Consider the following 25,192-nt stretch of genomic DNA (forward strand, 5'->3'; position numbering starts at 1 on the left):
CTTTATTAATTTTCACAAAGATAGTTTTTGTAGAGAACTTTTGATGGAAAAAAAGAAAAACATCCCTTTTATTAATAAGATTTATGAATTATTTATATAGTAATAAAAAAAGGACTATTAAAAATAGCCCCATTATAGTGTTAAAGTGAATTAGAAGTTAAGAGTGTCCGAAACCAATATTCCCTTTTTTATCAGATAATTTCTTTTTGAAATCAATCATTCTAAGCGCTGTAACGGCTGCTTCCACCCCTTTATTTCCAAGATCACCACCGCTTCTTGCAATAGATTGTTCTTTGGTGTCATCTGTTAATACACAGAAGATTGTAGGAGTATCAGTCATGATGTTACAGTCTTTAATTCCCTGTGCTACTGCAGAGCATACATAGTCAAAGTGAGGTGTTTCGCCACGGATTACACATCCGATGGAGATTACTGCGTCGTATTTTCTCTCTTTGCAAAGCTGCATGCTTGCATAGTTCAGTTCAAAAGCTCCGGGTACAGGGAAAAGTTTAATGTTTTCAGGTTTTACCCCTTCTTTTTCAAGAATTTCCAAAGCTGCATCACGAAGATTGTAGGTTACAAAATCATTCCACTCAGAAAAAACAATGCCGATAGAAAAATCTTCGGCATTAGTTATATGAAGTGGCTTGTAATCGGAAAGATTAACTGTTGCCATTTTTTAATAATATTTAGTCATTTCGATATAAGAATCAGACATTCCGTTGTCGTAGTCCTGATATTTCTCGTCAATTGCAGAGAAGTATTTTTTAGCTTCTGTATTTTTCTTTAATCCTAAAGCAACAATACCTGCTTTTCTTGTAAAATAATACGTTGTATAAGGATCGTCAGATGCTGTAGCTGCCTGGTCTAACAAAGATAATGCCTCATCGTTTTTGTTAAGACCTGATTTAGCATCAGCCATAGCTCCATACTTCATTGCCATTAATGTTTTGTTTTTGGAAGAGAATTTATCCAAAAGATCATACGCTTCCTGGAACTTTCCTTCTTTGAATTTTAATAAACCGGCATTGTAAGCAGAAAGTTTACCAATTTCAGTAGAAGAATATTCATTAGCTGTACCTATAAAACCAGGATTAGCAGCAGACTTTCCACCCAAAGCGTCTTTATCTTTACCTTCAGCGAGGTTTTTCTGAGCAGCAAGGAAACTTTTCACAGCTTCAGTGTTCTTTGGAGCAATTACAAATTGCTTGTAAGCAAAGAATCCTAAAACTCCCAAAATCAGTACTCCAAATACAAAACCTAGTGGCTTTGAATATTTTTCAACAAATCTTTCAGTGTTTAATGCTTCTCTGTCAAGGTCTTTAAAGAACTCAACCGTTTCTTTACCTTCTTGCTCATTCTGAGCACTCTTTCCCAATTTTGCCATAAGTTTTTAAAAATTGAAATGCAAATTTAATTGTTTCTGAGAGATTTACAAAATACTTTGTGAGTATTATTGATGAAATTTTGTGAATTGTTAATCGTGAATGATGAATTTATTAAAAAAAAGATGCTTCGACAGGCTCAGCATGACACTTCTAATAGTATCTGTTTTAATCTCACAGTAAATTATTAGCCATTGTCATGCTGAGCGGAGTCGAAGCATTTATCTTGTTAGGGTCAATTTTAATAACTTAAAATATGATAAATTTCTGCACCGAATTTTTTCAGTTTTTCATCACCTTTCAAGCCTTGTAAGCCGATAAGAAAACTAAGCTGTGAAACAATAGCTCCTTGCTTTTCTACCAATTTTGCTGCTGCTTCAGTAGTTCCCCCCGTTGCTAAGAGATCATCATGGATTAAAACTCTTTGTCCTGGTTTTATCTGGCCTTCGCGGGTTTCAATAATAGCACTTCCATATTCCAGATCATACTTTTCCGAAATGATTGGCGGCGGAAGTTTTCCTGCTTTTCTGATTAAGATGAATGGAACTTCCAGTGCTACAGCAATTGCGATCCCAAAAAGGTAACCGCGGCTTTCAATTCCGCAGACTGCATCTATTTTTCCTTTACTGAACGCTACCAGGTCTGCAATGACGTCTTCGTAAAGTTTTGGGTCTAAAAAGATGGGTGAAATATCCTTAAACTGTATTCCTGGAATCGGAAAATCAGGGATGTTTTCAATTGTTTCTTCTAATTTCTTGATCAGTTCTGCTGAAGCCATTTATTAATTGATTTTATAGCTGGAAATTTTCCAGTCTCCGTTTACATTTTTAAGCCCGAAAGTTACTTTTAAAGAAGTAGTCTTCCCGCTTTTATCCGTCACATCATAAGTGGCGTTTACACTCGCACTGTTGGCAGAGGTACCGTTAGTTGTAATATTTTTTACACTTACATTTTTTACAGATCCAAAACCTGAAGTAGGATTTGAGAAAGATTCATAGCTTCCCCAACTTGGATTGCTGGCAGTTTCGTATGCAGCTTTTAAGTTTTGAGAACTTACACTGTTCAGGAACTTACTTACTGTATTTTTAGGATCTGCAGTAGGTTGCTTTGGAGCAGCCGGTGTTGCAGGAGTAGCTGTGGCAGGATCCGTAGTTGTTCCGGTAGCAGCTGTTGGATTATTTGGATCAACCACTGCGCTTGGTTGTTCTGTTACCGCTGTAGAATCAGTTTTTGGGATGGCAGGCACTTTCAGAGCTGCTGCATTGACGTCAAGACCGATTTTAGACATTTTGAAAGTCTTAGCCGTTGTTTTTACAGAAACCGTGATGTCAATTTTATTATCTACCACTTTTGAAGCAGGAATAGATGAGAACTTTAAGTTGAATCCTTTAAAGTTATTATCCTGCATCAGGTTTTTAGCTGTAGACAATCTCACACCGTTACTGAAGACTTCAAGAGTTGCTTCAAGGCCAGCTCCTGTGAAAGATACAGGGTTTCCGGCAGCATCTACAAGTCTCGGAACAATCTGAATTGCTGTAGGCGCTCCGGTTCCGTCATCTCCTGTAGGTCTTGTTATAAGGCTTAATGATCCTGCTTTTACATCGTTAGGATCGCTTTCTTTAGCTTTATCATCCCCGAAGATATTCATTTCTCCCAGTGATGGCGGGGCAGTACTAGCCCATTCTATTCCGTTTTTCTGAGCCACTTCGTCAGCCAGTGACATGATTTCAGGAACTTTCTTCCCGTTAATCAGTTTTCCAAGTGCTTTTAGCTCATTGATATCACCATCTGCCTCTACTCCGAATGTTTTAAGGATATAAAGAGCCTCATTAAACTTAATCTGTTTAATGGTAGGTAAACTGGAAGTCATATCATTGATACTTGACTGCAGTGTTTTAGTATTCGTAGCATCTACATGATCTTTCTTACATGCTGTAAAAAGCAACAGACTGAAAACAAGTAGAAAAGAAAACTTTTTCATTTTTATTTGGTTTGTTGCAAATTTAATAAAACCTTTATTAATACTGGATTTTATTTTCACTTTATGTTTTATGGCTTGTTTTATTTCTTGATCCCGGTAGCCATAATCCTATATTTTTACTTTTTATTGGGTTGTTCTTTTAAGTCTCCCTTGAAAAAATTACTGAAGATTGTCTGCATATTAGGGAAGGAAGAATCCTGCCAGTAAGAAGTTTTGTAATTACTGTTTTCTTTATCAAATTTTACTTTTTCAATATCATTGTCGTTATTGAAGCTAAGTTCCGTAGGATAGAAATTGGTGTAGACTGCAATCTGATTATATTCAGGTTCACTTTTATGTTTAAGCTTAACAAAAACGAGTTCATTATATTCCTGGAAATCTTTCAGTGTTTTTTCAGACCCCTTTTCAAATGACATGTTCAGAATGGTTCTGATATCATAAAATCTATATCCGAAAAATGAAAATTCTTTTTCCTGAAGTGCTCCACCTGTCACTTCAATCTGATCGTTACGGTCACCCTTCAATTCTCTGATGATATTTCTTTTTGTTTTATATTCCTCGGGATTTCCTACATTTTTAAGTTTTGGAATCTGTAAAGAATTTCCATAATCCCATGACGAAGTTTCTTTCTTCTCGTTTTTAGATTCTGTCAGTCTGAAAACTCTGTACTGCTCCACATTGGTGCTTTTCAGTTTTTTTGTTTTATTGTCAAAAATGTAGGTTACAATTCCATCAGCATAGCTATTAAGCTTATTGTTTACCGTTACATAAGCATTAAAGTTTCCTTTGATAAAAATATACCTGGCAGGTTTGTTATTTTTGATGACCACGGTTTCAATCTCTTTTACCTGATCATTGATTTTTATAACGGATTGATCAAAGTCGGAATAAGATAAAGTGGCAACCGGAAAATTGTTATAGACAAGCTGAAATTTTTCCTGGGCAGGCGAGAGGGATTGTTTGTCAATCTTACCTTCAATATCAGAATACGCTACAATAGTTCCGTCTTTCCCAAACACTGAAACTCTGGGAAGGGGAGTATTACTTTTTTCAGAAACGAAAGTGATGGTCTGTGCAGAAATAAAACTATATAAAAAAAGGAAGAACGCGAAAAGGAAAAATTTGGTTTTCATAGTAAGATTTTTTTAGTTGTTGATCCCATCAATGGCGATGAGTTACCTGATATGCATAAAAAAAGACTGATCGTTTTAACAATCAGTCTTTTATAATTTTATTTTGTTATAAGTCCTTAGAAAGGATACTCATAAATTTCAGATTCGTGTAAGAATGGGTTTCCTGTAGGAATCAACTTCAGTTTAGATAAAGCTGAAAGTACAGTAAACATAAATAATCCAGCTACGAATAGGATTGCTCCAAGGATTAACAGGAATACTTCAGGAGTGTTCCAGTATGGTCCTACTGTTCCCGGCATTACCATGTTGAAGTAATCCAGGATGTGTCCTAAGATCACCACTACTGCCATTGTAGTAACTACTTTGTAGTTTCTCTTGATGCTGCTGCTTACTAATACCAATAGTGGTAATAAGAAGTTGATGATCAACATCGGTAAGAAAGTAGGAGAGTAGTGTTGGAATCTACCAAAGAAGTAGTTTACCTCTTCCGGAACGTTGGCATACCAGTAAAGCATGAACTGAGCGAACCATGTATATGTCCAAAGCATACTTGTAGCGAAAAGGAATACTCCTAAATCGTGTAAGTGGTTATCATTGAACTGTGGTAAGAAACCATTTTTCTTAAGGTAAACACTTAATAAAATGATTACAGCAATACCACTTGAAAGGCAGCTAACCATTGAATACCAGATATACATTGTAGAATACCAGTGAGGGTCAATAGACATCAACCAGTCCCAAGCCCAAGCTGCAGAAGCAAATCCGAAGAATGCGATATATCCTACTGCCCATCTGTAAAGCATTTGATACTCTACTTTAGACTTCGTTTCGTCTACTTTCTTAGACTGAGCTTTTAATTTCCAAGCGAAGAAAGAAGCACCAATCACATAGATTAAAGTTCTTACTGCGTAGAAAGGAATATTTAAGAATTTTTTCTTTTCGAATAAGATCACATCAAAATGCGGAGAATCCGGGTTTGTCAATTCAGGGTCCATCCAGTGGAATAAATGACCATTATGAGTGATGTTTAAGATCATCAGGATTACCAGGATTGCACCACCATAAGGGATATAAGAAGCAATAGCTTCCATTACTCTTGTAATGATGATTGGCCATCCTGCGTGTGCAGCGTGCTGAATAGAATAGAAGAATAATACGCAGCAGCTTACTCCAAAGAAAAATACAGCTACAAAATGTATTGCTGCTAAAGGCTGGTTGTGTACCTGCAATGTAGCGTGCTCAAGGTGAGCCGCGTGATCCTGAGGTCCAACCATTTCACTTGAGTGTGTAGGAGCAGTATGACCTGAAGCATGAACAGCTTCCATCATTTGTTCTATTTTCTCAGTAGAAATTCCTTTGTTCAAAAAGAAACCAATACCGAAAAGAACTAAACCTACAACAAGAAGTATTATAGAAGTTGATTTTAATTTTGGTGAAAAACTATACATTTCTTTTCTTATTTTTTAGTTTCGGTAGTCGTTTCAGTTGTTGCTGGTGCCGCCGCTGTAGCTGCTGCCGGTGCTGCTGCTCCTTTTTTGAAAGCACTCATCACATACATTGCTACTCTCCATCTGTCTCCTGCGTTCAATTGTCCCGCATAAGATCCCATGGCATTTCTACCGTTTGTTAATACATAATGAACAGATCCTACAGTAATTTCTCTGTCAGCATAGTTGGGTACTCCAGAGAATGCTCCAGTTTGAACGATAGGTCCTTGTCCATCACCTCCTGTACCGTGACATGCAGCACAAGTGTGATCAAACAATATTTTACCTCTTTCAAGATCCTTCGCTGCATTAGCAGGGTTCAAAGGAGATGCTGTAAGTTTTTTAGATGCTTCATACCCTGCGTTGTACTCGTCAACGTTTTTAGGTAATAAGCTTTCTTCAAAAACTCCGTCTTTATTCTGAGGAACTGATCCTTCTACCGGAGAAAGACCTGTTGCACCATTATTTTTAACAAAAGCAGGAATTTCATTTTCATGATCTGAATAAGCATCCTGAGCTTTCATCAATGGATCATAAGCTACCGGAAAATACATGTCCGGGAAATATACCAACGGAGTGTTCTCCTTTGGTCCGCAAGAGTTAAGTAAAACTGTTGTTAAACCTAAAACCGCTGTAATTTTTAATACATTCTTTTTCATTTTAAGCGTCTTTAACAGTTATTTCTTCAACTCCAGTTTCAATAAGCAACTGTTTTACAGATTCTACATCTTCAGTTACAAATTCCATCATGAATTTATCATCAGTAGTTCTTGGATCTGGGTTCTGAGCCGGAGCTCCCGGATACATTTTGTTTCTAACCAAGAAAGTTAAAGACATCATGTGAGCTGCACAGAATACCATTAATTCGAACATTGGAACTACGAATGCCGGCATGTTGTGTCCCCAGTCAAAAGCTGGTTTACCACCGATATTCTGAGGCCAGTCGTGGTTCATTACATACCAGGTTAAAGTAGCACCGATAGTAACCCCATAAAGAGCATATAAGAAAGCGGCATCAGAAATTCTAGTTTTCTTTAAACCTAAAGCTTTGTCTAGTCCGTGAACCGGAAACGGAGTATAAACTTCGTTAATTGCGATTCCTTTATCGTTGAATGCTTTAACGCCGTTCATTAAATCGTCGTCGTCAGCATAAAGTCCGTATACAATTTTAGTGGTGCTCATCTCCTTCTTTTGCTTTATAAGTTTCACCTGAGATTTTCAAAATCGATTTTAATTCAGCCTGTGCAATTACAGGGAATGTTCTTGCATATAATAAGAATAATACAGAGAAGAATCCGATTGTTCCTAAGTATACACCTACATCAATGATCGTTGGCTTAAACATAGTCCATGATCCTGGTAAGTAGTCTCTTGAAAGGTTGATAACGATGATATCAAAACGCTCGAACCACATACCGATGTTGATGATCAATGCAACAATGAATGTCCAGATAATGTTCGTTCTTAGTCTCTTGAACCAGAAAGAAGCAGGAATAACAAGGTTACAGATGATCAATGACCAGAATGCCCACCAGTAAGGTCCTACAGCAGCACCTGGAGAAAGATATGTGAAATCTTCGAATCTAGATCCTGAGTACCATCCGATGAAATATTCAGTTGCGTAAGCTACAGTTACCATACCACCGGTTAAGATGATTACGATGTTCATAATTTCGATATGATACATGGTAATATACTCTTCTAAGTGACACACTTTTCTTGCAACCAACAATAGCGTCTGTACCATTGCAAATCCTGAGAAGATTGCACCGGCAACGAAGTAAGGAGGATAGATTGTTGAGTGCCATCCTTTAATTACCGAAGTTGCGAAGTCAAATGATACGGTAGTGTGTACTGAGAATACAAGCGGAGTTGCCAAACCTGCAAGAACCAAAGAAAGTTCTTCGAATCTTTGCCAGTGTTTTGCTTTACCACCCCAACCGAATGCTAGGAATGTATAAATTTTCTTAGTCCAAGGAGTTTTAGCTCTATCTCTGATCATTGCAAAGTCAGGGATTAGTCCCATGAACCAGAATACAGTTGATACTGAGAAATACGTGGAGATTGCAAATACGTCCCAAAGTAGAGGAGAGTTAAAGTTCCCCCAAAGAGAACCGAATTGGTTTGGTAAAGGGAATACCCAGTATCCAACCCAAACTCTACCCATGTGGATTACAGGGAAGATTGCTGCCTGTACAACCGCAAAGATCGTCATCGCCTCTGCAGATCTGTTTACAGACATTCTCCATCTCTGTCTAAATAATAATAATACTGCGGAGATTAGGGTCCCGGCGTGACCGATACCTACCCACCATACGAAGTTGGTAATATCCCAACCCCAGTTAATAGTTCTGTTAAGCCCCCATGCTCCAATACCTGTCCCGATAGTGTAAGCGATACAGCCGAATCCATAGAGGAATAGAACTAGTGCAGCATATAATGAGATCCACCATAATTTACCTGCTCTTTCTTCGATAGGTCGTGCGATATCTTCTGTAATATCGTGATAAGTTTTGTGACCAATAATTAGAGGTTCCCTTATCGGAGCTTCGTAATGTCCTGACATTTTTTACCTATTTATTATTTAAACTTTATTTTTCTACTCTGTTTCTTACTTTAGTGTGATAGAACACGTTTGGTTTTGTTCCGATCTCCTCTAGTAAATAATATCTTCTGTTAGATGCATATTGCTTTCTAATTGAAGAATCTTTATCATTCATGTCTCCAAATGTCATTGCTCCGGTAGAACAAGCTTTAGAACAAGCAGTCTGGAATTCTCCATCCTTCACTCTTCTTCCTTCTTTCTTAGCCTCAAGAATAGTATTCTGAGTCATTTGGATACACATTGAACATTTCTCCATTACCCCTCTAGTTCTTACAACTACATCCGGGTTAAGTACCATTCTTCCTAAATCATTGTTCATGTTGAAATCGAACTTGTCATTTAGGTTATAAGTAAACCAGTTGAAACGTCTTACTTTGTACGGACAGTTGTTTGCACAATATCTGGTACCGATACATCTGTTGTAAGCCATATGGTTTTGACCTTGCTTACCATGTGAAGTAGCCGCTACCGGACATACAGTTTCACAAGGAGCGTGGTTACAGTGCTGACACATTACTGGTTGGAAGATTACATCCGGGTTGTCTGCAGGGTGGTTTAATGCACCTCCGTCTCCGAAAGCAGTACCATATAATTCAGGTACAGCCATTCCTTCTTTCAATCCTTCGTAAACTTCTACTTTTTGTCTTGAAGAGTAGTAACGGTCAATTCTTAACCAGTACATATCTCTGGACATTCTTACTTCTTCTTTACCTACTACAGGAACGTTGTTTTCTGCCTGGCAAGCAATAATACATGCTCCACAACCAGTACAAGAATTCAGGTCAATAGATAAGTTAAAGTGAGGACCATCTGTATCATCAAAAGCATCCCAAAGGTCGATTTTTCTCGCTGGAAGCGCTCCGCTGATCGTGTGGTATTCCAAAGGCTTATTCCATCCTTTGTGCTCATCATCAAAAGCAACGTTAATGAATTCAGCTAAAGGAACTTCCTTCGCGATTTCATAACGACCCATTAATGTATTTTGAAGCTGGATCCCTGCGAACTCGTGATCTTCTCCTGTTTTTTCAATTTTAACACCTGAAAGAACAAGGTTAGAACCGTCAAATAAAGGATAAGCATTTACACCAGTATCAGCAGTTGCTCCTGAGTTTTTCTTACCATATCCAAGTGCAAGACCTACAGATCCTTCAGCTTGTCCCGGCTGTACGAATACAGGAACATTTTCTATTTTAACTCCGTTTACAGTAAGGTTTACAATAGAACCATCCAACTGCATTCTCGCATTAAGATCGTTGTCAATTGCAAATTTCTCTGCATCTTTAGGAGAAATTGTCAAATAGTTATCCCAAGACATTCTTGTGATCGGGTCAGGTAACTCCTGTAACCAAGGGTTGTTTGCCTGAGTACCGTCTCCCATTGAAGTCTTAGTGTATAATACTAATTCTAATTCAGAAGCTTTAAAGTTTCCTAGTTCAGCAACAGCCTGAGCAGCGTTTCCACCTGTATACGCTAAAGTAGTTGTATTCGTAGAAGCGTTGATACCGTTATACAATGCTTTGTTGAAAGAAGTACCACCTAAAAGAGAAGCAGAGCTTGCCTTTAAATAATCGTAGTAGTTGTTTGCTGCATTGTTTTTTCCATTCTTCCAAACCAATAGAGATTCTTCAATCTGTCTTGATTTGTAGATTTTCTGGATTGTAGGCTGCATTAATGAATATACACCAGTCTGTGGTTCGATATCTCCCCAAGACTCCAGCCAGTTAGCTACCGGAATTACAGCTTTCGCTGCTTTGTACATTTCATTTTTCTTATCTGCTACAGCAACTACATAAGGAACTTTAGATAAAGATTTTTTAAAATCTTCTCCTTTTGGATGAGAGTAGATAGGATCTACATTGTTGGTAACTAATACACCAACCTGTCCAGCGTTTACCCATCCTAAGAACTCCTGGTATCTTGCACCGTTGAATTCCTTAAGGAAGTTTGCCTTACCAGTGAAAGCTACTGATCCTAATTTCTGGTTGATCAAGTGTGCTAAAACCTGTGCTCCTTTAGAACCGTCAGCAAAAACAACAGCTTTGCTTCCTTTTGCTTTCAATTCGTTAGCAATTTCAGTTGCAGTCTTATCAGAAGTACCACCACCTACGATTGCGTTGTAAACTTCAACTAAAGTTTTGTTTACAGCACTTGGTTTTAATCTGTATCTAGAGTCAGCATTAGCACCGGTTAATGACATGTTAGATTCCACCTGAATGTGTCTCAACATGTTTGCTCCCGGTTTTCTAGCAGCTGCATAAGAAGTTTCTAAGCTTGAAGCATTATAGTCTCCTAAGAAATCAGCCTGGAAAGAAACTACCAATTCAGAACCGTTAAGGTCATAAACAGGTAATGCTCTTTGTCCGAATACTTCCTGAGCTGCATCTAATCCTGCAGAGTAAGGGAAAGCATCATAAGTTACTAATTCAGCCGTAGGATATTTAGCTTTGAATTCAGCGAATAACTTTTTGAAAGTTGGTGAAGCAAAAGAGTGTGATAAAACCACAATCTTTTTGCCTGACGCTTTAGCTTCTTCCAAACCTTTGATAACAAAACTGTCTACTTTGTCGAAAGTTTCATCTTTACCATCTAGTTTAGGCTGCTTTACTTTATCATTGTCATAAAGAGAAAGAACACTTGCCTGAGCTCTTGCATTAGTTTTACCTAAATCACCACCAGCTGGGTTGGGTTCAATTTTGATAGGTCTACCTTCACGGGTTTTTACTAAAACACTAGCAAAGTCGAAACCGTCAAAATAGGTTGAAGCGTAATAATTAGGGATTCCCGGAATAATATCATGCGGCTTTACCACATAAGGAATCGTTTTGATTACCGGAGCTTCGCAGGCAGCTAATGTAACTGCTGCTGTAGAGAATCCTAGTAATTTAAGGAAATCTCTTCTTGAAGTACTAGATCCGTTTTTCTCAGCATCTCCAAGGAAATCTTCTACCGGAATTTCTTCCTGAAACTCTTTCTGAGCCAGCTTATTATTCAAAGCTGGATCTTTAAGTTCATGAATACTTCTGAATTGTATTTTGTTTGAAGCCATTTATACTTCTAATTTTTTAGTTATTAATAATGACATTTACCACACTCAAGACCTCCAATTGCATCTACAGTGATCTTACCTCCATCTTGTGGATATTGTTTTTTCAACTTGTCATGTAGATTTTTGAAGTACTCTTTATTATAACCGTTGTTCATATCAACCTCAGTCGTTCTGTGGCACTCGATACACCATCCCATAGTAAAGTCGTTTGCCATCTGAACAACATTCATTGTATCAATTTTACCGTGACAAGCTTTACATACAACATCTATTTTGTTGTTAGGGTTCTTTTTGTTGAAAGAATTGATGATTGCTTGTTCTCCAGCAATTACGTGCTGAGAGTGGTTGAAGTAAACGAAGTCTGGCATGTTGTGGATTCTTGTCCATTCAACCGGCTGTGTTTTTCCTGTGTACTGTTGTTTTGCAGGATCCCAACCTGTTGCAGCGTAGATCTTCTGGATTTCTCCGTCATAGAATGCCTTGTCTTTTCCTGGCTCCATGTAGTGATCTGCGTTGTATTCAGAAATTGTTCTGTGACAGTTCATACAAACGTTCATAGAAGGAATCTCAGATACTTTTCCGTATTTGGCACTAGAGTGACATAACTGACAGTCAATTTTCTGTTCTCCAGCGTGGATTTTGTGAGAGAAGTAGATAGGCTGCTCAGGTTTGTATCCTTTGTAAACACCGATCCACATTAGCCAGTTCCATACTCCGTAAGCAGCCAAAATAGCAAGGATTGCCAATAGACCTTTACCAATGAAGTGGAACTTCTCATACATTTCACTGAAAGAACGAACTCTTGTTTCGTTAAGTCCAGCTAAATCTTCAGACTGGCCTAGTTTTACCAATTGTCTTAGTTTTACCAAGATCCAAACCAGTAAACCTGCGATCGCTAAAAGTGAAATGATTACAACGTTTGTAGTAGTTTTGTCTGCAGGAGCTGCCGCAGTAGCGTCAGTTGCAGGAGTTGCTTCCGGTTTTTTCTCCTCCGGAGCAGGAGGGTTAGTTGTGAAAGCTAAAATGTCGTCAATATCCTTATCTGTAAGATTTGGAAAGACCTGCATTTCAGTCTTGTTAAACTTTTCAAAAATCTCATTAGCGTATTTATCCCCAGAAGCTCTTAGAGCTTTGTTGTCTTTGATCCACTTGTGAAGCCAATCTTTGTCTACACCACCTTCTGTCTTTACACGTTCTACAACCCCTTTTAATGGTGGTCCTACAACTTGTTTGTCCAGCGCGTGACATGCAGTACAATTCGCTTTGAAAAGTTTCTCTCCGTTTTTAGGATCGCCGTCTTGCCCGTAAAATGAAGCACTGGTTGATAGCAATAAGCCTATTGCGATCAACGTTTTTTTATAATGCTTTCTCCAACTAATCATTTAAATTATCTTATGTTAGTAAATTATTGAACATTCAATCAATTCCGCAAAAATAATATTTTTAACAGGAATTTAACGGTATATCGAAAAGGGAAAATATCATTTACGTTTAATTTGTATTGATTCTAAATAACCAGTTTGGTATAGTTTTTTAATTTGTATAAATTTGCGGAAACAAGTTTAAATGAGAAATCTAATCAAAATATTTTCGATATTATCATTATTTGGATTTTATAATATTGAAGCACAGCAAGTTGTTAAAAAGGATACCCTGTCAGGAACAGAGCTTGTTATGACAATGGATTCCAAAATAAATGCTGCTTTGGAAGGAATTGAAGGGAAGTGTGCTAAAGTTGCCCCAACAAATTCTTCTAAAGATTTCAGTAATAGTGATAGTGGAATTTCTACGGGAATCAGTACAAAACCACCTAAGATCTTTGTACCAAGCAGAGAACTTACCAATGCTGAAATCTGTAAGAAAAATCCTAGAATTTTAGGGTTCAAAATCCAGATTACAACGGTGAAAAGCAATGAAGAAGCTAATGAAGTAAAGTCTTATTTCAGAAAGAGATTTCCTAATCTGAAAGTGGAGACAGATGCCTCTTTAAGACCTAATTATAAAATTTTAGCCGGAAGTTATTTCACAAAACAAAGTGCTGCCAGCGACCTTTCTAAAATCAGAGAATACTTTAAATCTGCAGTAGCAGTACAGTATAGAATTTTCTGTGCCGAGGCGAAATAGAAAAAATTTATTTCAACATAAAAAGCGAAAAGCTGAGAGTATTTCTCAGCTTTTTTTATTGATAATAATTTTCCATAAACCAAAAGAATTCTGTCATTCTAAAGATATTATTCGCCAGCAGATAGACAAATAATATAAGAACGGTTGCGGTGAGAAATGACATGATTTTCGGTGATGATCTGTAAGCAAAAAAGAGCCATCCTAAAAGCAAAGGATAGGCAAAAACAAAATGTCCTCCATAGATATAGGAAGTGTGAAGTCCAAACCTCATCACACAATGGATTACAATGTCTGCCAAAAACGAAATAGCGATTACCTGAACCCATTTGTTTTTAAAATTTTTAATATAACTCCAACTTATCAGGATTAGCAATATGGCTATAAAAAAGTATGGAAGGGGTGATGAATAAAGATCCATATACAGTCCTTTGAAATTAAATCCTTTCATATTATGCTTGTCAGACATAATGAATCCCGGGAAAAGGATATTGCCTCCAAAAAAGAAGGAAAGAATCATATCCCATGTTGGCATCGAATTTACATTTGAGAACTTTTCATACTGCTGATTGGTCTTTGAAAAAATGTTCTGATAGTTAAAATCAATCCGGTTCAGATAAAGGAGTACAAAACAGATAATAGCCACAGCCACTCTAATGGCAGCATTCCCGAATTTCTTCCAGTTTGTAAAAATGCCTTTCTCAAAAATAAGGGGAATAAAAACTTTGACAAAGTTGGTAATGGTAAGTCCTCCAATAGTAATCCCTGCCAGTGATAAGGCTGTTGCGGGTATTTTTTCTTCTTTTCTCAGTTTTATTGCTGCATAGTAGTTGTATAATGAGAGCAAAAATAAAGTGTAAGTAAAGTTTTCCGGGGTGAAAGACAGGATGATATTGGTTGAAAAAGTGCCAAAAAACATGATGATTAAAAGGCTTAACCATAATGGAAGCTGAATGATATTCTTCAGGTATTTGAAAATCTGAACGATATTTAATGTAATGATAATATTGCTGAGCCACGCCAGGGTGAGCCTGAAGTTGGCGTCCATTTTTCCTCCTGAAATAAATAATGAAAATTCTCGTATCCAGTTAAAAAAATAGTAGGATAGGGGATGTCTTTCAAAACTGCCACCTGTCATAAGGATAGATCTGTTGTCAAAACTGAAATAGGCATCCCATGGAATTCTGTTATCAAAAATAATTCTGTAATGAAGAGCAATATAAGATCCCAGAATTCCATAACAGACAATGAAAAACAGGAATACTGCTAGTTCGGTATAGGTGGATGGAAAAACCAGTTTAAAAAAATGGGTGATTTTTGTTTTGATATAAGACACGTGTCAGATTTTTTGCAAAAGTAAAATAAAAAAACCACCAAAATTGGTGGTTGTAAAAGTTTGTATAAACGTTGTTATTGTTTGATTACTTTCTCGGTTTTTGAAGTTCCGTCTGAGAAGTCCACCTTAATGAGGTAGATTCCTTTTGGAAGTGAAGAAATATCCAATCTTTCTGAAGTATTGCTGAGCAGAGATTTTCCGCTTGCATCAATTACAGTGGCAGATTTGATCTTTTTGTCAGTTTTGATATTGATCTCTCCTTTTGTAGGGTTTGGATAGATGTTTGTGATCTCTTTTACTTTAGCATTGGTTTCCTGAGTCGCCAACGTGGCACTTGCCAAAACCTGTACATCATCTATTGAAAGGCTGTCTGCATCATTTGCTACATAGCGGAATCTGAATTTAACATTCGCCTGCCCCGCATAGGATGCTAAGCTCACAGTAATTGCCAATGTTTCATAATCAGTATATAATCCGTAGTTTTCTTCAACCCATACCTGATTCCAGGTAGTTCCTCCATCTGTAGAGACTTCTACTTTTAAATCTCCGTTTGGATTTGGATCAACCATGTATTCGTATCCAATTTTAGCATTGAATTTTAGTACCGGACTTGTTGTTCCTACTAAACTGAAAGAAGGGCTTGTTAAATGAGCGTCCTGTGCCTGGGCAATCCATCCTATAGCGGCTGATTTTCCTCCATTGATATTAAATGTTGCCTGCCCGGTTGCATTGAAGATTGTGGTAGTGAATCCCCAAGGTCTTGAAGCTACATTTGTTCCGGTTGTCCATCCTGTTGGAGGAAATGTCGTACCCTGAAAAGTCTCTGTGAGAATCTGTGCTTTCCCAAATACAAAAGAGATTAGGAAAATGAATAGTAATTTTGTTTTCATTTGGTTTACGTTTAAAGTTGTTAGTAAATGTAATAAAAAAATGAAAATAATTACATGTTTTTTAATTTTTTATGAATATTTGTCAGTTACGAACTGCATGAGAGTGTGGAACATCCGGCTGTATCATCGTATCCTGACGGTCTTTTGACAGAGAACTCCGGGTATATTTCCTCATACGGATTTTCAAGGGCTTTGATTAACTTCTCAAGCATCTCTTTTCTGCCATTGCTGATCTCTTCAATACATTCATAGAGAAGATAATTTCGGAGTATAAATATTGGGTTGGATTTTTCCATCATGGCTAAAGAGTCTTCTTCCGAAATGGAGTTTAACGCTTTTCTTGCTTCATAACTTTTGATGAAACTATTAAGTTTTTCCAGCTTCTCTTCATTCAGAATACTATAAGAGGTGTCTTTAAAAAGTTCCGATATATTTGCGTTTTGGGTTATTTTTTTCAGTTGATTGAAAAACAGGGTGTAATCCAGCTGAAGTTCCTGCATAAGACCCTGCCAGTTGGTGAAAAATTCTTCATCCTGTTTTAGAAGCTGATCAAAACCAAATTTTTTACAAAGCATTTGATCATGAGCTTCCCAAAAATAAGTTCCGAAATTATTTAAAGTATCTTCTAAAAACTTTTCATCTTTGATTAATGGGTGAAGAGCATTGGCGAGCTGCCAGAGATTCCATTGGGCAATTTGTCCCTGTTTTCCGAATGCATATCTTCTTCCCGGAAGGTCTGTGGTGTTGGGGGTGAAATTCAAATCATATTCGTCCATCATTGAATAGGGACCGTAATCAATGGTTAATCCCAGAACTGACATATTATCTGTATTCATCACTCCATGTACGAATCCCACTCTGAACCATTCAACCATTAGGTTAGCAGTTCGGGTACATATATTTTCAAAGAAGTCTTTGTATTTCTTATTGTCAGTGGCTGTAATTTCGGGGTAATAGTTTTCAATGGTAAAGTCGGCAAGATCCTGAAGATTGTTGTATTCTCTTTGGGCAGACATAAGTTCAAAATGTCCGAAACGTAAAAAGCTTTCAGCAGTTCTGATAACCACAGCCCCTTTTTCCAGTTTTGGATTTCCATTGTACATGATGTCCCGCATTACATCTTCACCTGTAAAAGCCAGACTAAGCGCTCTTGTTGTGGGAACGCCTAAGTGATACATGGCTTCACTCATCAGGTATTCGCGTACAGAAGACCTTAGTACGGCTCTTCCATCGGCATGTCTGGAGTATGGGGTAGCGCCGGCTCCTTTCCATTGGATCTCGGTTTTTTTTCCTGCCTCATTGGTAATTTCACCTGCAAGGATGGCTCTTCCGTCTCCAAGCTGTCCAGCCCAGTTTCCGAACTGATGTCCCGCATACGCTGTAGAATAGGTTCGAACGTTTTCCGGAAGGTTATTTCCAACCAGAAAGCTCAGATCTTTATCTTCATATGTCCCCAAACCTATTTCCTTTGATAAGGTTTCATTAAAAGCAATCAATTCCGGTTTATCAAAGCCGGAAGGTTTAATGGTAGCAAATAAAACCTTTGGAGTGTTTCTCTGCATGGGATTGTTTGAAAAATCACCGGGAAAAGTTTCAATAAATGGCTGTCTGATACGTTCGATATTCATCCTTCAAAGGTATTAATTATAAAAGAAAAGACCTTCCAAATAATTGAAAGGTCTTGTGTATTACTAAAAGAGAATTTATTTATTGAAATCTACTTCATCATTGGAATGAAGGTTTTCATTGATGTTGTCCTCTTTCTTTTCTGTTGGTTTTTTAGGAGTTGGATCTGCTGGTCTTGGGTTTTTGATTTCGTCAATGGTCTGAAGACTTCCATCATCGCCATATCCTCCACTTAATCCTTTAAGGTTTGAACATCCGTCTTTCCAGTCTGAAGGTTTAATAAACTTATCATCCGGAGTAACCCCTAAGCTCTTATCCGCCCAAACTTTCTTCATGAAAATGGCCCAGATCGGTAATGCCATTCTCGCACCCTGACCTTCACCTGTTCCAAAGAAGTGGGTGGCTCTGTCTTCCCATCCAACCCATGCTCCTGTTGCCAGTTTTGGAGTAATTCCCATAAACCATCCATCTGAGTTGTTCTGAGTTGTTCCTGTTTTAGCAGCAATTTCTACCGCTTTTGAGATCCCTCTTCTTCCCAACTCTCCGGAAGCGGTTCCGTACTGTGCAACACCTTTCATGAGTTCAATCATGGTGTACGCATACATTGGGTTCATTACTTCTTTCGGCTCTACGTTTACTTCTTTGATAACTCTACCGTTGGCATCTTCAATTCTCCAGATCATTTCTGGTTTGTTATAGTTACCATAGTTAGCAAAAGTACTGTAAGCACCAAGCATTTCGTAAATCGTAATGTCTGATGAACCTAAAGCGATAGTATTGTTTCTTGGAATATCTTCTGTTACTCCCAGATCTCTTGCCGTCTGGATTACAGCGTCTACTCCTGTCATTTCAATTAGTCTTGCAGCAACAGGGTTTTGAGAGTGTGCCAATGCATCTTTCAATGTAAGCATTCCACCTCTTCCCGGTACGTGCCATCCGTTATGATCATAAGTTCCGTTAGAAACGGCTGAACAAGGAGTCATTCCCAGTTTCATAATAGCCGTAGCATATACGAAAGGTTTGAAGGTAGATCCTACCTGTCTCTTACCTTGCTTGATGTGGTCATACTGGAAGTGCTGCCAGTCGATACCTCCTACCCAGGCTTTGATTTCTCCGGTTCCCGGAACCATAGACATCAAACCTGCCTGTGCAATTTGTTTGTGGTATCTGATAGAGTCCCATGGAGACATTTCAACCTCTTCTTCTCCGGCCCATGTGAATCGTGAAGTTTTGATAGGTTTCTTGAACTCCATCATGATGGAATCTTCAGGCATTCCGTCAGCTTTCAGCAATTTGTAACGGCCGGTTCTTTTCATGGCCTGAACCATTACATCTTTGATCTGTTTATCATTAAGATAGTAGAAAGGTCTGTTCTTTCTTCCTCTCTGTTCTGCATCAAATCTCTTCTGAAGATCTGTTAAGTGTTCTTTGATTGACTCTTCAGCATATTTCTGCATTTTAGAATCAAGAGTAACATATATTTTTAAACCGTCCTTGTAAAGGTTAAGTTTTTTACCGGTTTCTTTTTCATGAGCATCAAGATATTTATCAATCTCTTTTCTCAGATAGAACTTGTAATAAGCAGAATATCCATCTGTTATACTTTTGATAGGGTGGAAGTCTACTTCAATCGGAGTAGCAGCTGCTTTTTCATAGGTTGCAGCATCAATATATCCGGTTTTCTGCATTTGATCCAATACCACATTCCTTCTTTCTTTAGCCTTTTCAGGATATCTGTAAGGATTGTTTTTTCTTGGATTTTCAAGCATTGCTACAAATGTTGCAGCTTCAGGTAGTGTAAGCTCAGAAGTCTTCTTGTTAAAGTAAACTCTGGAAGCCATTTCAATACCATTAGCATTGAAAAGGAAATCGAATTTATTGAAGTAAAGAGTAATAATCTCTTCTTTGGTATATCTTTTCTCAAGGCTCACGGCTACTACCCATTCTTTCAGCTTCTGGAATGCTCTCTGAACTTTATTCTGAGAAGCGTTTCCTGTGAAAAGAAGTTTGGCAAGCTGCTGGGTAATGGTAGAACCTCCACCACGTCCACCACCGTATGCTACGGCTCTGGCAACGGAATATAAATCGATTCCCGAGTGTTCTTTAAAACGCTCATCTTCTTTAGCCTGTAGGGCATAAATAAGATAAGGAGGAAGATCCTTATAAACGATTGGCTGGGTTTTTTCTTTTTCAAATTTACCCAGAGTAACTCCATCTGAAGATATGATCTCAGAAGCAACAAAGATGTCCGGATTTTCAAGTTCTTTTACATCAGGCATTTCCCCAAGGAATCCTTGAGAAACCGAAAAGAAAAGTCCTGAAATTCCCAGAACCACTGCAATGAGTCCGATCCAGATAAATGAAACCCATTTTCTCCAGGAGGTATCTTTCTTTTTCTTGGGAGGCAGAGGAAATGTTTTCCCCTTATTTCCTGCATTTTTTTTGTTTTCTTCCATTTATGGTTACGGTTTAGCCGTTTCTATTTTTACCCCAATATCCTCAATTCCCGGAAGGTTGTCATTTCTCATCGCCTGGGTAAGACCGATTTCATACTTTCCTTTTCCTGGGAACTGGTAATTTACTTTATACTGAAAAAAAGTTTCCTTCGTATCACCAAACCCTGTACCAAGCCATTCTCCGTTCGGTTTTGCCAGTACATAATTCAGGGTGTCTGTTTCCTTTTTTTTGTTTTGGAGATTGGTGAAATTCACTATAAACCTTATATTGCTGTAAGGATAATTGTTGTTATTTCTTACAACAAATATAATATTTTTAGGATTCTGCGGATCTGAAATTTCAAGATTAAATTTTTGCTCACTTTTCTTATTCCATTTGTTATCAACGGAATTCATGATGATGTCTCCTCCTGAGGAAGAGTTACAGCTAAAGAAAAGGATAAGTGACAGTAATCCTAAAATTTTATGCATTATTATCTTTTTTTGGAGGATATTTCTTTTTGAATTTCTTCTTGTTTGGGTTGCTCTGTGGTTTTTTATCAGCGTCAGAATTATTCACAGCTTTTTCCACAGGTGCTTTTTGCTGTGGGTGCTGTTTTTGAGGTTTAGGCTGATTTACAGACTGTGGGTTCGGGTTTTCGGTTTTTTCAGATCTTTCCGGTCTGTTTCTTTTTTGTCCCTGTCCTTGTCCTTGTGGACCCTGTTGGTTGTTATTCTGCTTATTTTGGTTATTTCTATTTCTGTTTCCTCTGTTTTTCTTCTCAAAACGATCCACATTATTTTCCTGGATCAGATCAATAGTGTGGGTAGAGGGTTCAGGTTGTTTCAGATCTTCAAGAGGAAGTGTTTTTTCTCCTCTTTTGTTTTTTGAAATCAGCTTTTTAACAAGATCAATATCGAAATCATACCATGCAATTGAACTGTCCACATAGGCAAACCACATTTTCTTTTTGAAAACGTCAATTTTAATACAGAATGCTTTTCCTTTCTCTGTTTCCAGAGTCGTTGAAGATGAAGGGAAGTTGCTTAACGCATCCAGGTAGCTGTCAAGCTCATAGTTAAGGCAGCATTTCAGCTTACCGCACTGTCCTGCCAGTTTCTGAGGATTGATACTCAGCTGTTGATATCTTGCAACATTGGTGTTTACAGACCTGAAATCTGTAAGCCATGTAGAACAGCAAAGCTCACGTCCGCAAGACCCGATTCCACCCACTTTGGCGGCTTCCTGTCTGAAACCGATTTGTTTCATGTCGATCTTGGTACGGAATGCTCCGGCGTAATCTTTGATCAGCTGTCTGAAATCTATTCTGTTATCAGCAGTATAATAAAAGGTTATTTTTGAAGAGTCACCCTGATATTCCACATCGGTAACTTTCATTTCAAGGCCTAATCTTTGTGCAATTTTTCTTGCTTCAAGTTTTACGCCGTCTTCTTTTTTCCTTGCTTCCTGCCATACCTCAAGATCTTTTTGGTTGGCCTGTCTGTATATTTTAAGTGCCGACTCTTCCGAAAATTTTTTCTTTTTCATCTGAATCTTTACTAATTCTCCCGTAAGGCTTACTACGCCTACATCGTGTCCCGGACTTGATTCTACTGTAATTACGCTACCTATATGTAAAGGAATATTATTTACATTCTTATAAAACGATTTTCTGTCATTTTTAAATCTAACTTCTACAAAATCACACCTGTTTGGTGCCGGATTGTTGATGTTAGAAAGCCAGTCAAAAACACTTAATTTATAACTATTCCCGCAGGTATTTACATTTTCACAGCCATTTGCGGTTTTTTTAGGGCCGCAAGAATGTGCAGAATCGCCGGATGTTTTACATCCACAACTCATATTTTCTATTATTTATAATCTGCAAATTTATGTATTTTTATCTTTATGCGATTCTAAAATACTCAAATAAGCTGAATTCGACATAAAACATTTCCAGATTTTGAAGAGAAATGATGGCTGGAGGCGTGGTTGGAGGTGTTGTACGGAAATATAAGTGTTGATTTTTAATTTTATATTTTGCTCTGTGCTGTTTAATTTAACATTTATTATCTTTTTACTTTTCTTAGGGTGTTTTTATTGCATAACCATTTAATTTTAAACGATCGTTTAAAATTAAACAATGAATGTAACTTGGTTTTTTACCTGTTTTAAATGGTTAATAATGATGATTTTGTGTTTTATTTTCTTTAAGTTGTTATTTTAAACATAGTTTTCTTTTAGAATATTGTTTAAAATATTAGGAAATATTAACAGACGTATTCAAAATAATTTTATATTTGGCTTATATATATAATAATAGTCTATGAAAAAAATATTAGTATCAACTGCTTTATTGGCGGGAGTTCTATCTTATGCAGGAGGCTTCAGAGTTTCCCTGCAGGGGGTAAAACAATTGGCAATGGCGCATACTAGTGCTCATGCCGAAGACGCGAGTGTGACATTCTTTAACCCGGCGGGTATGTCATTTATCCCTTCCAAACTGAGTGTAGTGGCTGGAGGGTTTGGTGCAAGTAATAAAGTTACGTTTCAAAACTTCAATACTTTACAAAGTGCAGAAACAGATAACCCTATAGGAACACCTATATATGCAGCAATTACTTATAGACCCATAGAGAAACTTACCGTAGGATTCAGTTTTTCAACGCCTTTTGGAAGTACAATCAAATGGCCTGATAACTGGGAAGGTAAAGAATTGGTGCAGAAAATGGAGCTGAAAAGTTTCTATTTCCAGCCAATGGTCTCTGTAAAATTGGCGCCATGGGTTTCTTTCGGTGCCAGCTATATCTATGCACGAGGAAAAGTAGATTGGGACAAAGCAGTGACTCAATTTGACGGAAAGGTTAACATTAATGATAATAACGCAAGCGGTCACGGTTATGGATTCGGTTTCTACTTCAGACCTGATCCGAAATTAGATGTGAGTATTGCTTACCGTTCTGCAATCGATATGAAAGCTAAATCAGGAACAGCTACCTTCCAGTTCCCTTCACAATCTGTTTATAATCAGCTAAAACTGAATGCTGCAGGACAAGATGGTTTCTCAGCAACATTACCATTGGTTGAAGAATATACTATTGGTTTAACCTATAAGGTAACACCGAAATGGCAGGTTTCTGCAGACTTTAACTATCATGGATGGGAAAGATACAGCAAACTTACATTGGATTTCGACAATGCACCTATTGGAAACAATCCTTCAGATCCGACAATTCTTACAAATCCTAAGAACTTCAAAAACTCCAAAACTTTCAGACTGGGAACTCAGTATGCGTTCACAAACATGATTTACGGACGTTTGGGAGCTTATTATGATGAAGCACCTTATACTACAGATAACTTTATCCCGGAAACACCTTCATATGATACCTATGTGGTTACAGGTGGGGTAGGCTTCAAGCTGAAGCAGTTCGGAATTGATATTGCGGGAGGATATGCAATGCCTCAGTACAGAAAGGTAAATAATGCTAATATAGGGCTTAACGGACAGTCTAAAGCAACAGCTTTCTACCTGGGTCTAGGTTTCTCTTATAATCCATTTTAATTTTAGAAGACTATGAAAAAAATTATAATATCGACAATTGCTGTTTCTGCACTTCTTTTTACAGTAAGCTGTAATACGGATTTCGATACGGATGTGAAAGATATCCCGGTAACAAAAGGAGACGCAGACTTTTCAAAATATATTTCGCTAGGAAACTCCCTTACTTCAGGATATCGTGATGGTGCACTGTACAGCAGCGGTCAAAATGAATCTTATCCAAGTATGATTGCTGCACAGATGAAACTTGCAGGCGGAGGAGACTTTAAACAACCATTGATGCCTAATGATATAGGTGGATTCAATAATCTTCCCGGGTTTCCTGGAAAATTAACTCTTCAGGTAGTTAACGGATCTTTAGCTCCTGTACCAAGTGGTGCAGCAGCTCCATTAGATGTGTTATCTGGCGGAGGTACTTATAATAACATGGGGGTTCCTGGGGCGAAGTCATTCCACTTAGTGGCTCCCGGATATGGTAGTCAGGCAGGTCTTCTGACCGGAACGGCTAATCCTTATTTTGTAAGGTTTGCTTCTTCTGCAACAACCAGTGTACTTGCTGATGCCATGGCTCAGAAGGCTACGTTTTTCTCTCTTTGGATAGGAAATAATGATGTATTGTCCTATGCTACCAATGGAGGAACAAACTCGCAGACCGTAGGAGGAGTGACAACCTATTCGGTTGCAACAGTTCAGACGGGAAATACAAATCCTACAACTTATAAATCAAATGATATCTCTGATCCTGCACTTGTTGCCGGATCTATTAAAGCGGTTTTAGACGGTCTTAAAAGTGTAGGAACAACAAAAGGAGTTATTGCTAATATTCCTTCTGTTACTTCAGTTCCTTTCTTTACTACAGTTCCTTATAACCCTTTGACACCTGCTCTTTTAGGTTCAAATCTGACAACGCTTAATACGAGTTTGTACGGACCTTTGAAGCAGGCACTTACTGCTTTCGGAGCTGGGGATAGAATCAATTTACTTTCCGCTACAGGTCCGAATCCTGTTTTGATTAAAGATGTCGCTCTGACAGATTTATCTGTTCAGCTTACAGCGGCTTTAACTCCTGCTTTGGGTGCGCCAACAGCTGCAGCTTTTGGACAAATCTTTGGTCAGGCAAGACAGGCAACGGCAGATGATTATATCTTGCTTACTACCAGCTCTGTGATTGGAAGTACAGCGGCTGGAGTTCCTGCTCCGGTAAATATTTATGGAATTTCTTATCCATTACAAAACCAACATGTATTAACAAAAACAGAAGCCGGCTATGTGAAAACAGCAACAAATGCATATAATGCATCTATAAAATCACTTGCTGATTCCTATGGACTTGCATTTGTAGATGCCAACACTAAGATGGTTGAACTGAATGCTCAGTCAGGAATTATATTTGATGGTGTAAAATATTCTGCGAAATTTGTTACAGGCGGAGCTTTCTCTTTAGATGGAGTTCACCTTACAGGACGTGGATACGGTATTGTTGCTAATGAATTTATCAAGTCTATCAATGCTAAATATAAGTCTACACTTCCACAGGTAGACCCGAACAAATATTCAGGAGTTAAATTCCCTTAATAATTGATA

The 25,192-nt window shown here is 37.9% G+C and carries 20 protein-coding genes; 3 read left to right on the forward strand and 17 right to left on the reverse strand.

Annotated features, from left to right (window positions below; translation table 11 throughout):
- Nucleotides 1-157: 157 nt before the first annotated feature.
- The 11 genes from ribH to FB551_RS16675 all read right to left on the reverse strand — a co-directional run bounded on the left by ribH (nucleotide 158) and on the right by FB551_RS16675 (nucleotide 13,019).
- Nucleotides 158-676 (reverse strand): 6,7-dimethyl-8-ribityllumazine synthase, encoded by a 519-nt coding sequence (ribH, locus tag FB551_RS16625; protein WP_034734563.1) that lies wholly within the window; start codon nucleotides 674-676, stop codon nucleotides 158-160.
- Nucleotides 677-679: 3 nt separating this feature from the next.
- The gene (locus FB551_RS16630) at nucleotides 680-1,387 is read right to left on the reverse strand and encodes a YfgM family protein (protein WP_047426909.1); all 708 of its coding nucleotides are present in this window, start codon (nucleotides 1,385-1,387) and stop codon (nucleotides 680-682) included.
- A 239-nt stretch (nucleotides 1,388-1,626) separates the two neighbouring features.
- Nucleotides 1,627-2,163, reverse strand: coding sequence for an adenine phosphoribosyltransferase (locus tag FB551_RS16635; protein ID WP_142018302.1), 537 nt, complete (start codon nucleotides 2,161-2,163; stop codon nucleotides 1,627-1,629).
- A gap of 3 nt (nucleotides 2,164-2,166) precedes the next feature.
- Entirely contained in the window at nucleotides 2,167-3,366 is a 1,200-nt protein-coding gene (locus FB551_RS16640) for a hypothetical protein (protein ID WP_142018303.1), read from the reverse strand.
- A gap of 116 nt (nucleotides 3,367-3,482) precedes the next feature.
- On the reverse strand, nucleotides 3,483-4,499 hold the full coding sequence (locus FB551_RS16645; RefSeq protein WP_047426918.1) for a hypothetical protein: 1,017 nt from the start codon (nucleotides 4,497-4,499) through the stop codon (nucleotides 3,483-3,485).
- Nucleotides 4,500-4,615: 116 nt separating this feature from the next.
- Nucleotides 4,616-5,947 carry a hypothetical protein gene (locus FB551_RS16650; protein WP_034691800.1) on the reverse strand — a complete coding sequence of 444 codons (1,332 nt, stop codon included), beginning with the start codon at nucleotides 5,945-5,947 and terminating at the stop codon, nucleotides 4,616-4,618.
- Between the two features lie 8 nt (nucleotides 5,948-5,955).
- Entirely contained in the window at nucleotides 5,956-6,645 is a 690-nt protein-coding gene (locus tag FB551_RS16655) for a c-type cytochrome (protein WP_047426924.1), read from the reverse strand.
- Between the two features lies 1 nt (nucleotide 6,646).
- Complete coding sequence (locus FB551_RS16660; protein ID WP_034691794.1) at nucleotides 6,647-7,168, reverse strand: DUF3341 domain-containing protein; 522 nt, start codon at nucleotides 7,166-7,168, stop codon at nucleotides 6,647-6,649.
- Nucleotides 7,155-8,552 (reverse strand): NrfD/PsrC family molybdoenzyme membrane anchor subunit, encoded by a 1,398-nt coding sequence (gene nrfD, locus FB551_RS16665; RefSeq protein WP_034691792.1) that lies wholly within the window; start codon nucleotides 8,550-8,552, stop codon nucleotides 7,155-7,157. The genes FB551_RS16660 and nrfD overlap by 14 nt, the downstream gene beginning before the upstream one ends.
- A 25-nt stretch (nucleotides 8,553-8,577) precedes the next feature.
- A complete protein-coding gene (locus tag FB551_RS16670) occupies nucleotides 8,578-11,637 on the reverse strand; it encodes a TAT-variant-translocated molybdopterin oxidoreductase (RefSeq protein ID WP_047426928.1) in 3,060 nt (1,019 codons plus the stop codon).
- Between the two features lie 23 nt (nucleotides 11,638-11,660).
- Nucleotides 11,661-13,019: a c-type cytochrome gene (locus tag FB551_RS16675; RefSeq protein ID WP_047426932.1), complete on the reverse strand. Its 1,359-nt coding sequence runs from the start codon at nucleotides 13,017-13,019 to the stop codon at nucleotides 11,661-11,663.
- A 184-nt stretch (nucleotides 13,020-13,203) separates the two neighbouring features.
- Between FB551_RS16675 and FB551_RS16680 the strand changes: the two genes are divergently transcribed.
- The gene (locus FB551_RS16680; RefSeq protein ID WP_142018304.1) at nucleotides 13,204-13,761 is read left to right on the forward strand and encodes an SPOR domain-containing protein; all 558 of its coding nucleotides are present in this window, start codon (nucleotides 13,204-13,206) and stop codon (nucleotides 13,759-13,761) included.
- Between the two features lie 55 nt (nucleotides 13,762-13,816).
- Here the strand turns inward: FB551_RS16680 and FB551_RS16685 are convergent, their stop codons facing one another.
- From FB551_RS16685 to FB551_RS16710, 6 genes are all read right to left on the reverse strand, one after another.
- Nucleotides 13,817-15,094 carry a DUF6080 domain-containing protein gene (locus FB551_RS16685; RefSeq protein ID WP_226798718.1) on the reverse strand — a complete coding sequence of 426 codons (1,278 nt, stop codon included), beginning with the start codon at nucleotides 15,092-15,094 and terminating at the stop codon, nucleotides 13,817-13,819.
- 74 nt (nucleotides 15,095-15,168) lie between these two features.
- Nucleotides 15,169-15,984, reverse strand: a complete 816-nt coding sequence (locus FB551_RS16690; protein ID WP_047426940.1) for a T9SS type A sorting domain-containing protein — start codon at nucleotides 15,982-15,984, stop codon at nucleotides 15,169-15,171.
- 86 nt (nucleotides 15,985-16,070) lie between these two features.
- A complete protein-coding gene (locus tag FB551_RS16695; RefSeq protein ID WP_142018305.1) occupies nucleotides 16,071-17,612 on the reverse strand; it encodes a protein adenylyltransferase SelO in 1,542 nt (513 codons plus the stop codon).
- A 75-nt stretch (nucleotides 17,613-17,687) separates the two neighbouring features.
- Nucleotides 17,688-20,066 (reverse strand): transglycosylase domain-containing protein, encoded by a 2,379-nt coding sequence (locus tag FB551_RS16700; RefSeq protein WP_047426945.1) that lies wholly within the window; start codon nucleotides 20,064-20,066, stop codon nucleotides 17,688-17,690.
- 6 nt (nucleotides 20,067-20,072) lie between these two features.
- Nucleotides 20,073-20,537 carry a gliding motility lipoprotein GldH gene (locus FB551_RS16705; protein ID WP_142018306.1) on the reverse strand — a complete coding sequence of 155 codons (465 nt, stop codon included), beginning with the start codon at nucleotides 20,535-20,537 and terminating at the stop codon, nucleotides 20,073-20,075.
- Nucleotides 20,530-21,909: a PSP1 domain-containing protein gene (locus FB551_RS16710; protein WP_142018307.1), complete on the reverse strand. Its 1,380-nt coding sequence runs from the start codon at nucleotides 21,907-21,909 to the stop codon at nucleotides 20,530-20,532. The genes FB551_RS16705 and FB551_RS16710 overlap by 8 nt, the downstream gene beginning before the upstream one ends.
- 463 nt (nucleotides 21,910-22,372) lie before the next feature.
- Between FB551_RS16710 and FB551_RS16715 the strand changes: the two genes are divergently transcribed.
- Together FB551_RS16715 and FB551_RS16720 are read left to right on the forward strand one after the other, a co-directional pair.
- On the forward strand, nucleotides 22,373-23,611 hold the full coding sequence (locus tag FB551_RS16715; RefSeq protein ID WP_047426954.1) for an OmpP1/FadL family transporter: 1,239 nt from the start codon (nucleotides 22,373-22,375) through the stop codon (nucleotides 23,609-23,611).
- 12 nt (nucleotides 23,612-23,623) lie between these two features.
- A complete protein-coding gene (locus FB551_RS16720) occupies nucleotides 23,624-25,183 on the forward strand; it encodes an SGNH/GDSL hydrolase family protein (RefSeq protein ID WP_047426956.1) in 1,560 nt (519 codons plus the stop codon).
- Nucleotides 25,184-25,192 lie beyond the last annotated feature (9 nt).

This window comes from Chryseobacterium aquifrigidense, from assembly GCF_006716485.1.
GTDB classification, from domain to species: domain Bacteria; phylum Bacteroidota; class Bacteroidia; order Flavobacteriales; family Weeksellaceae; genus Chryseobacterium; species Chryseobacterium vietnamense.

What these genes read in the sequence shown, in the direction of transcription:
- ribH (WP_034734563.1), bottom strand. Translation starts at nt 676, where the DNA reads ATGGCAACAGTTAATCTTTCCGATTACAAGCCACTTCATATAACTAAT.
- FB551_RS16630 (WP_047426909.1), bottom strand. Translation starts at nt 1,387, where the DNA reads ATGGCAAAATTGGGAAAGAGTGCTCAGAATGAGCAAGAAGGTAAAGAA.
- FB551_RS16635 (WP_142018302.1), bottom strand. Translation starts at nt 2,163, where the DNA reads ATGGCTTCAGCAGAACTGATCAAGAAATTAGAAGAAACAATTGAAAAC.
- FB551_RS16640 (WP_142018303.1), bottom strand. Translation starts at nt 3,366, where the DNA reads ATGAAAAAGTTTTCTTTTCTACTTGTTTTCAGTCTGTTGCTTTTTACA.
- FB551_RS16645 (WP_047426918.1), bottom strand. Translation starts at nt 4,499, where the DNA reads ATGAAAACCAAATTTTTCCTTTTCGCGTTCTTCCTTTTTTTATATAGT.
- FB551_RS16650 (WP_034691800.1), bottom strand. Translation starts at nt 5,947, where the DNA reads ATGTATAGTTTTTCACCAAAATTAAAATCAACTTCTATAATACTTCTT.
- FB551_RS16655 (WP_047426924.1), bottom strand. Translation starts at nt 6,645, where the DNA reads ATGAAAAAGAATGTATTAAAAATTACAGCGGTTTTAGGTTTAACAACA.
- FB551_RS16660 (WP_034691794.1), bottom strand. Translation starts at nt 7,168, where the DNA reads ATGAGCACCACTAAAATTGTATACGGACTTTATGCTGACGACGACGAT.
- nrfD (WP_034691792.1), bottom strand. Translation starts at nt 8,552, where the DNA reads ATGTCAGGACATTACGAAGCTCCGATAAGGGAACCTCTAATTATTGGT.
- FB551_RS16670 (WP_047426928.1), bottom strand. Translation starts at nt 11,637, where the DNA reads ATGGCTTCAAACAAAATACAATTCAGAAGTATTCATGAACTTAAAGAT.
- FB551_RS16675 (WP_047426932.1), bottom strand. Translation starts at nt 13,019, where the DNA reads ATGATTAGTTGGAGAAAGCATTATAAAAAAACGTTGATCGCAATAGGC.
- FB551_RS16680 (WP_142018304.1), top strand. Translation starts at nt 13,204, where the DNA reads ATGAGAAATCTAATCAAAATATTTTCGATATTATCATTATTTGGATTT.
- FB551_RS16690 (WP_047426940.1), bottom strand. Translation starts at nt 15,984, where the DNA reads ATGAAAACAAAATTACTATTCATTTTCCTAATCTCTTTTGTATTTGGG.
- FB551_RS16695 (WP_142018305.1), bottom strand. Translation starts at nt 17,612, where the DNA reads ATGAATATCGAACGTATCAGACAGCCATTTATTGAAACTTTTCCCGGT.
- FB551_RS16700 (WP_047426945.1), bottom strand. Translation starts at nt 20,066, where the DNA reads ATGGAAGAAAACAAAAAAAATGCAGGAAATAAGGGGAAAACATTTCCT.
- FB551_RS16705 (WP_142018306.1), bottom strand. Translation starts at nt 20,537, where the DNA reads ATGCATAAAATTTTAGGATTACTGTCACTTATCCTTTTCTTTAGCTGT.
- FB551_RS16710 (WP_142018307.1), bottom strand. Translation starts at nt 21,909, where the DNA reads ATGAGTTGTGGATGTAAAACATCCGGCGATTCTGCACATTCTTGCGGC.
- FB551_RS16715 (WP_047426954.1), top strand. Translation starts at nt 22,373, where the DNA reads ATGAAAAAAATATTAGTATCAACTGCTTTATTGGCGGGAGTTCTATCT.
- FB551_RS16720 (WP_047426956.1), top strand. Translation starts at nt 23,624, where the DNA reads ATGAAAAAAATTATAATATCGACAATTGCTGTTTCTGCACTTCTTTTT.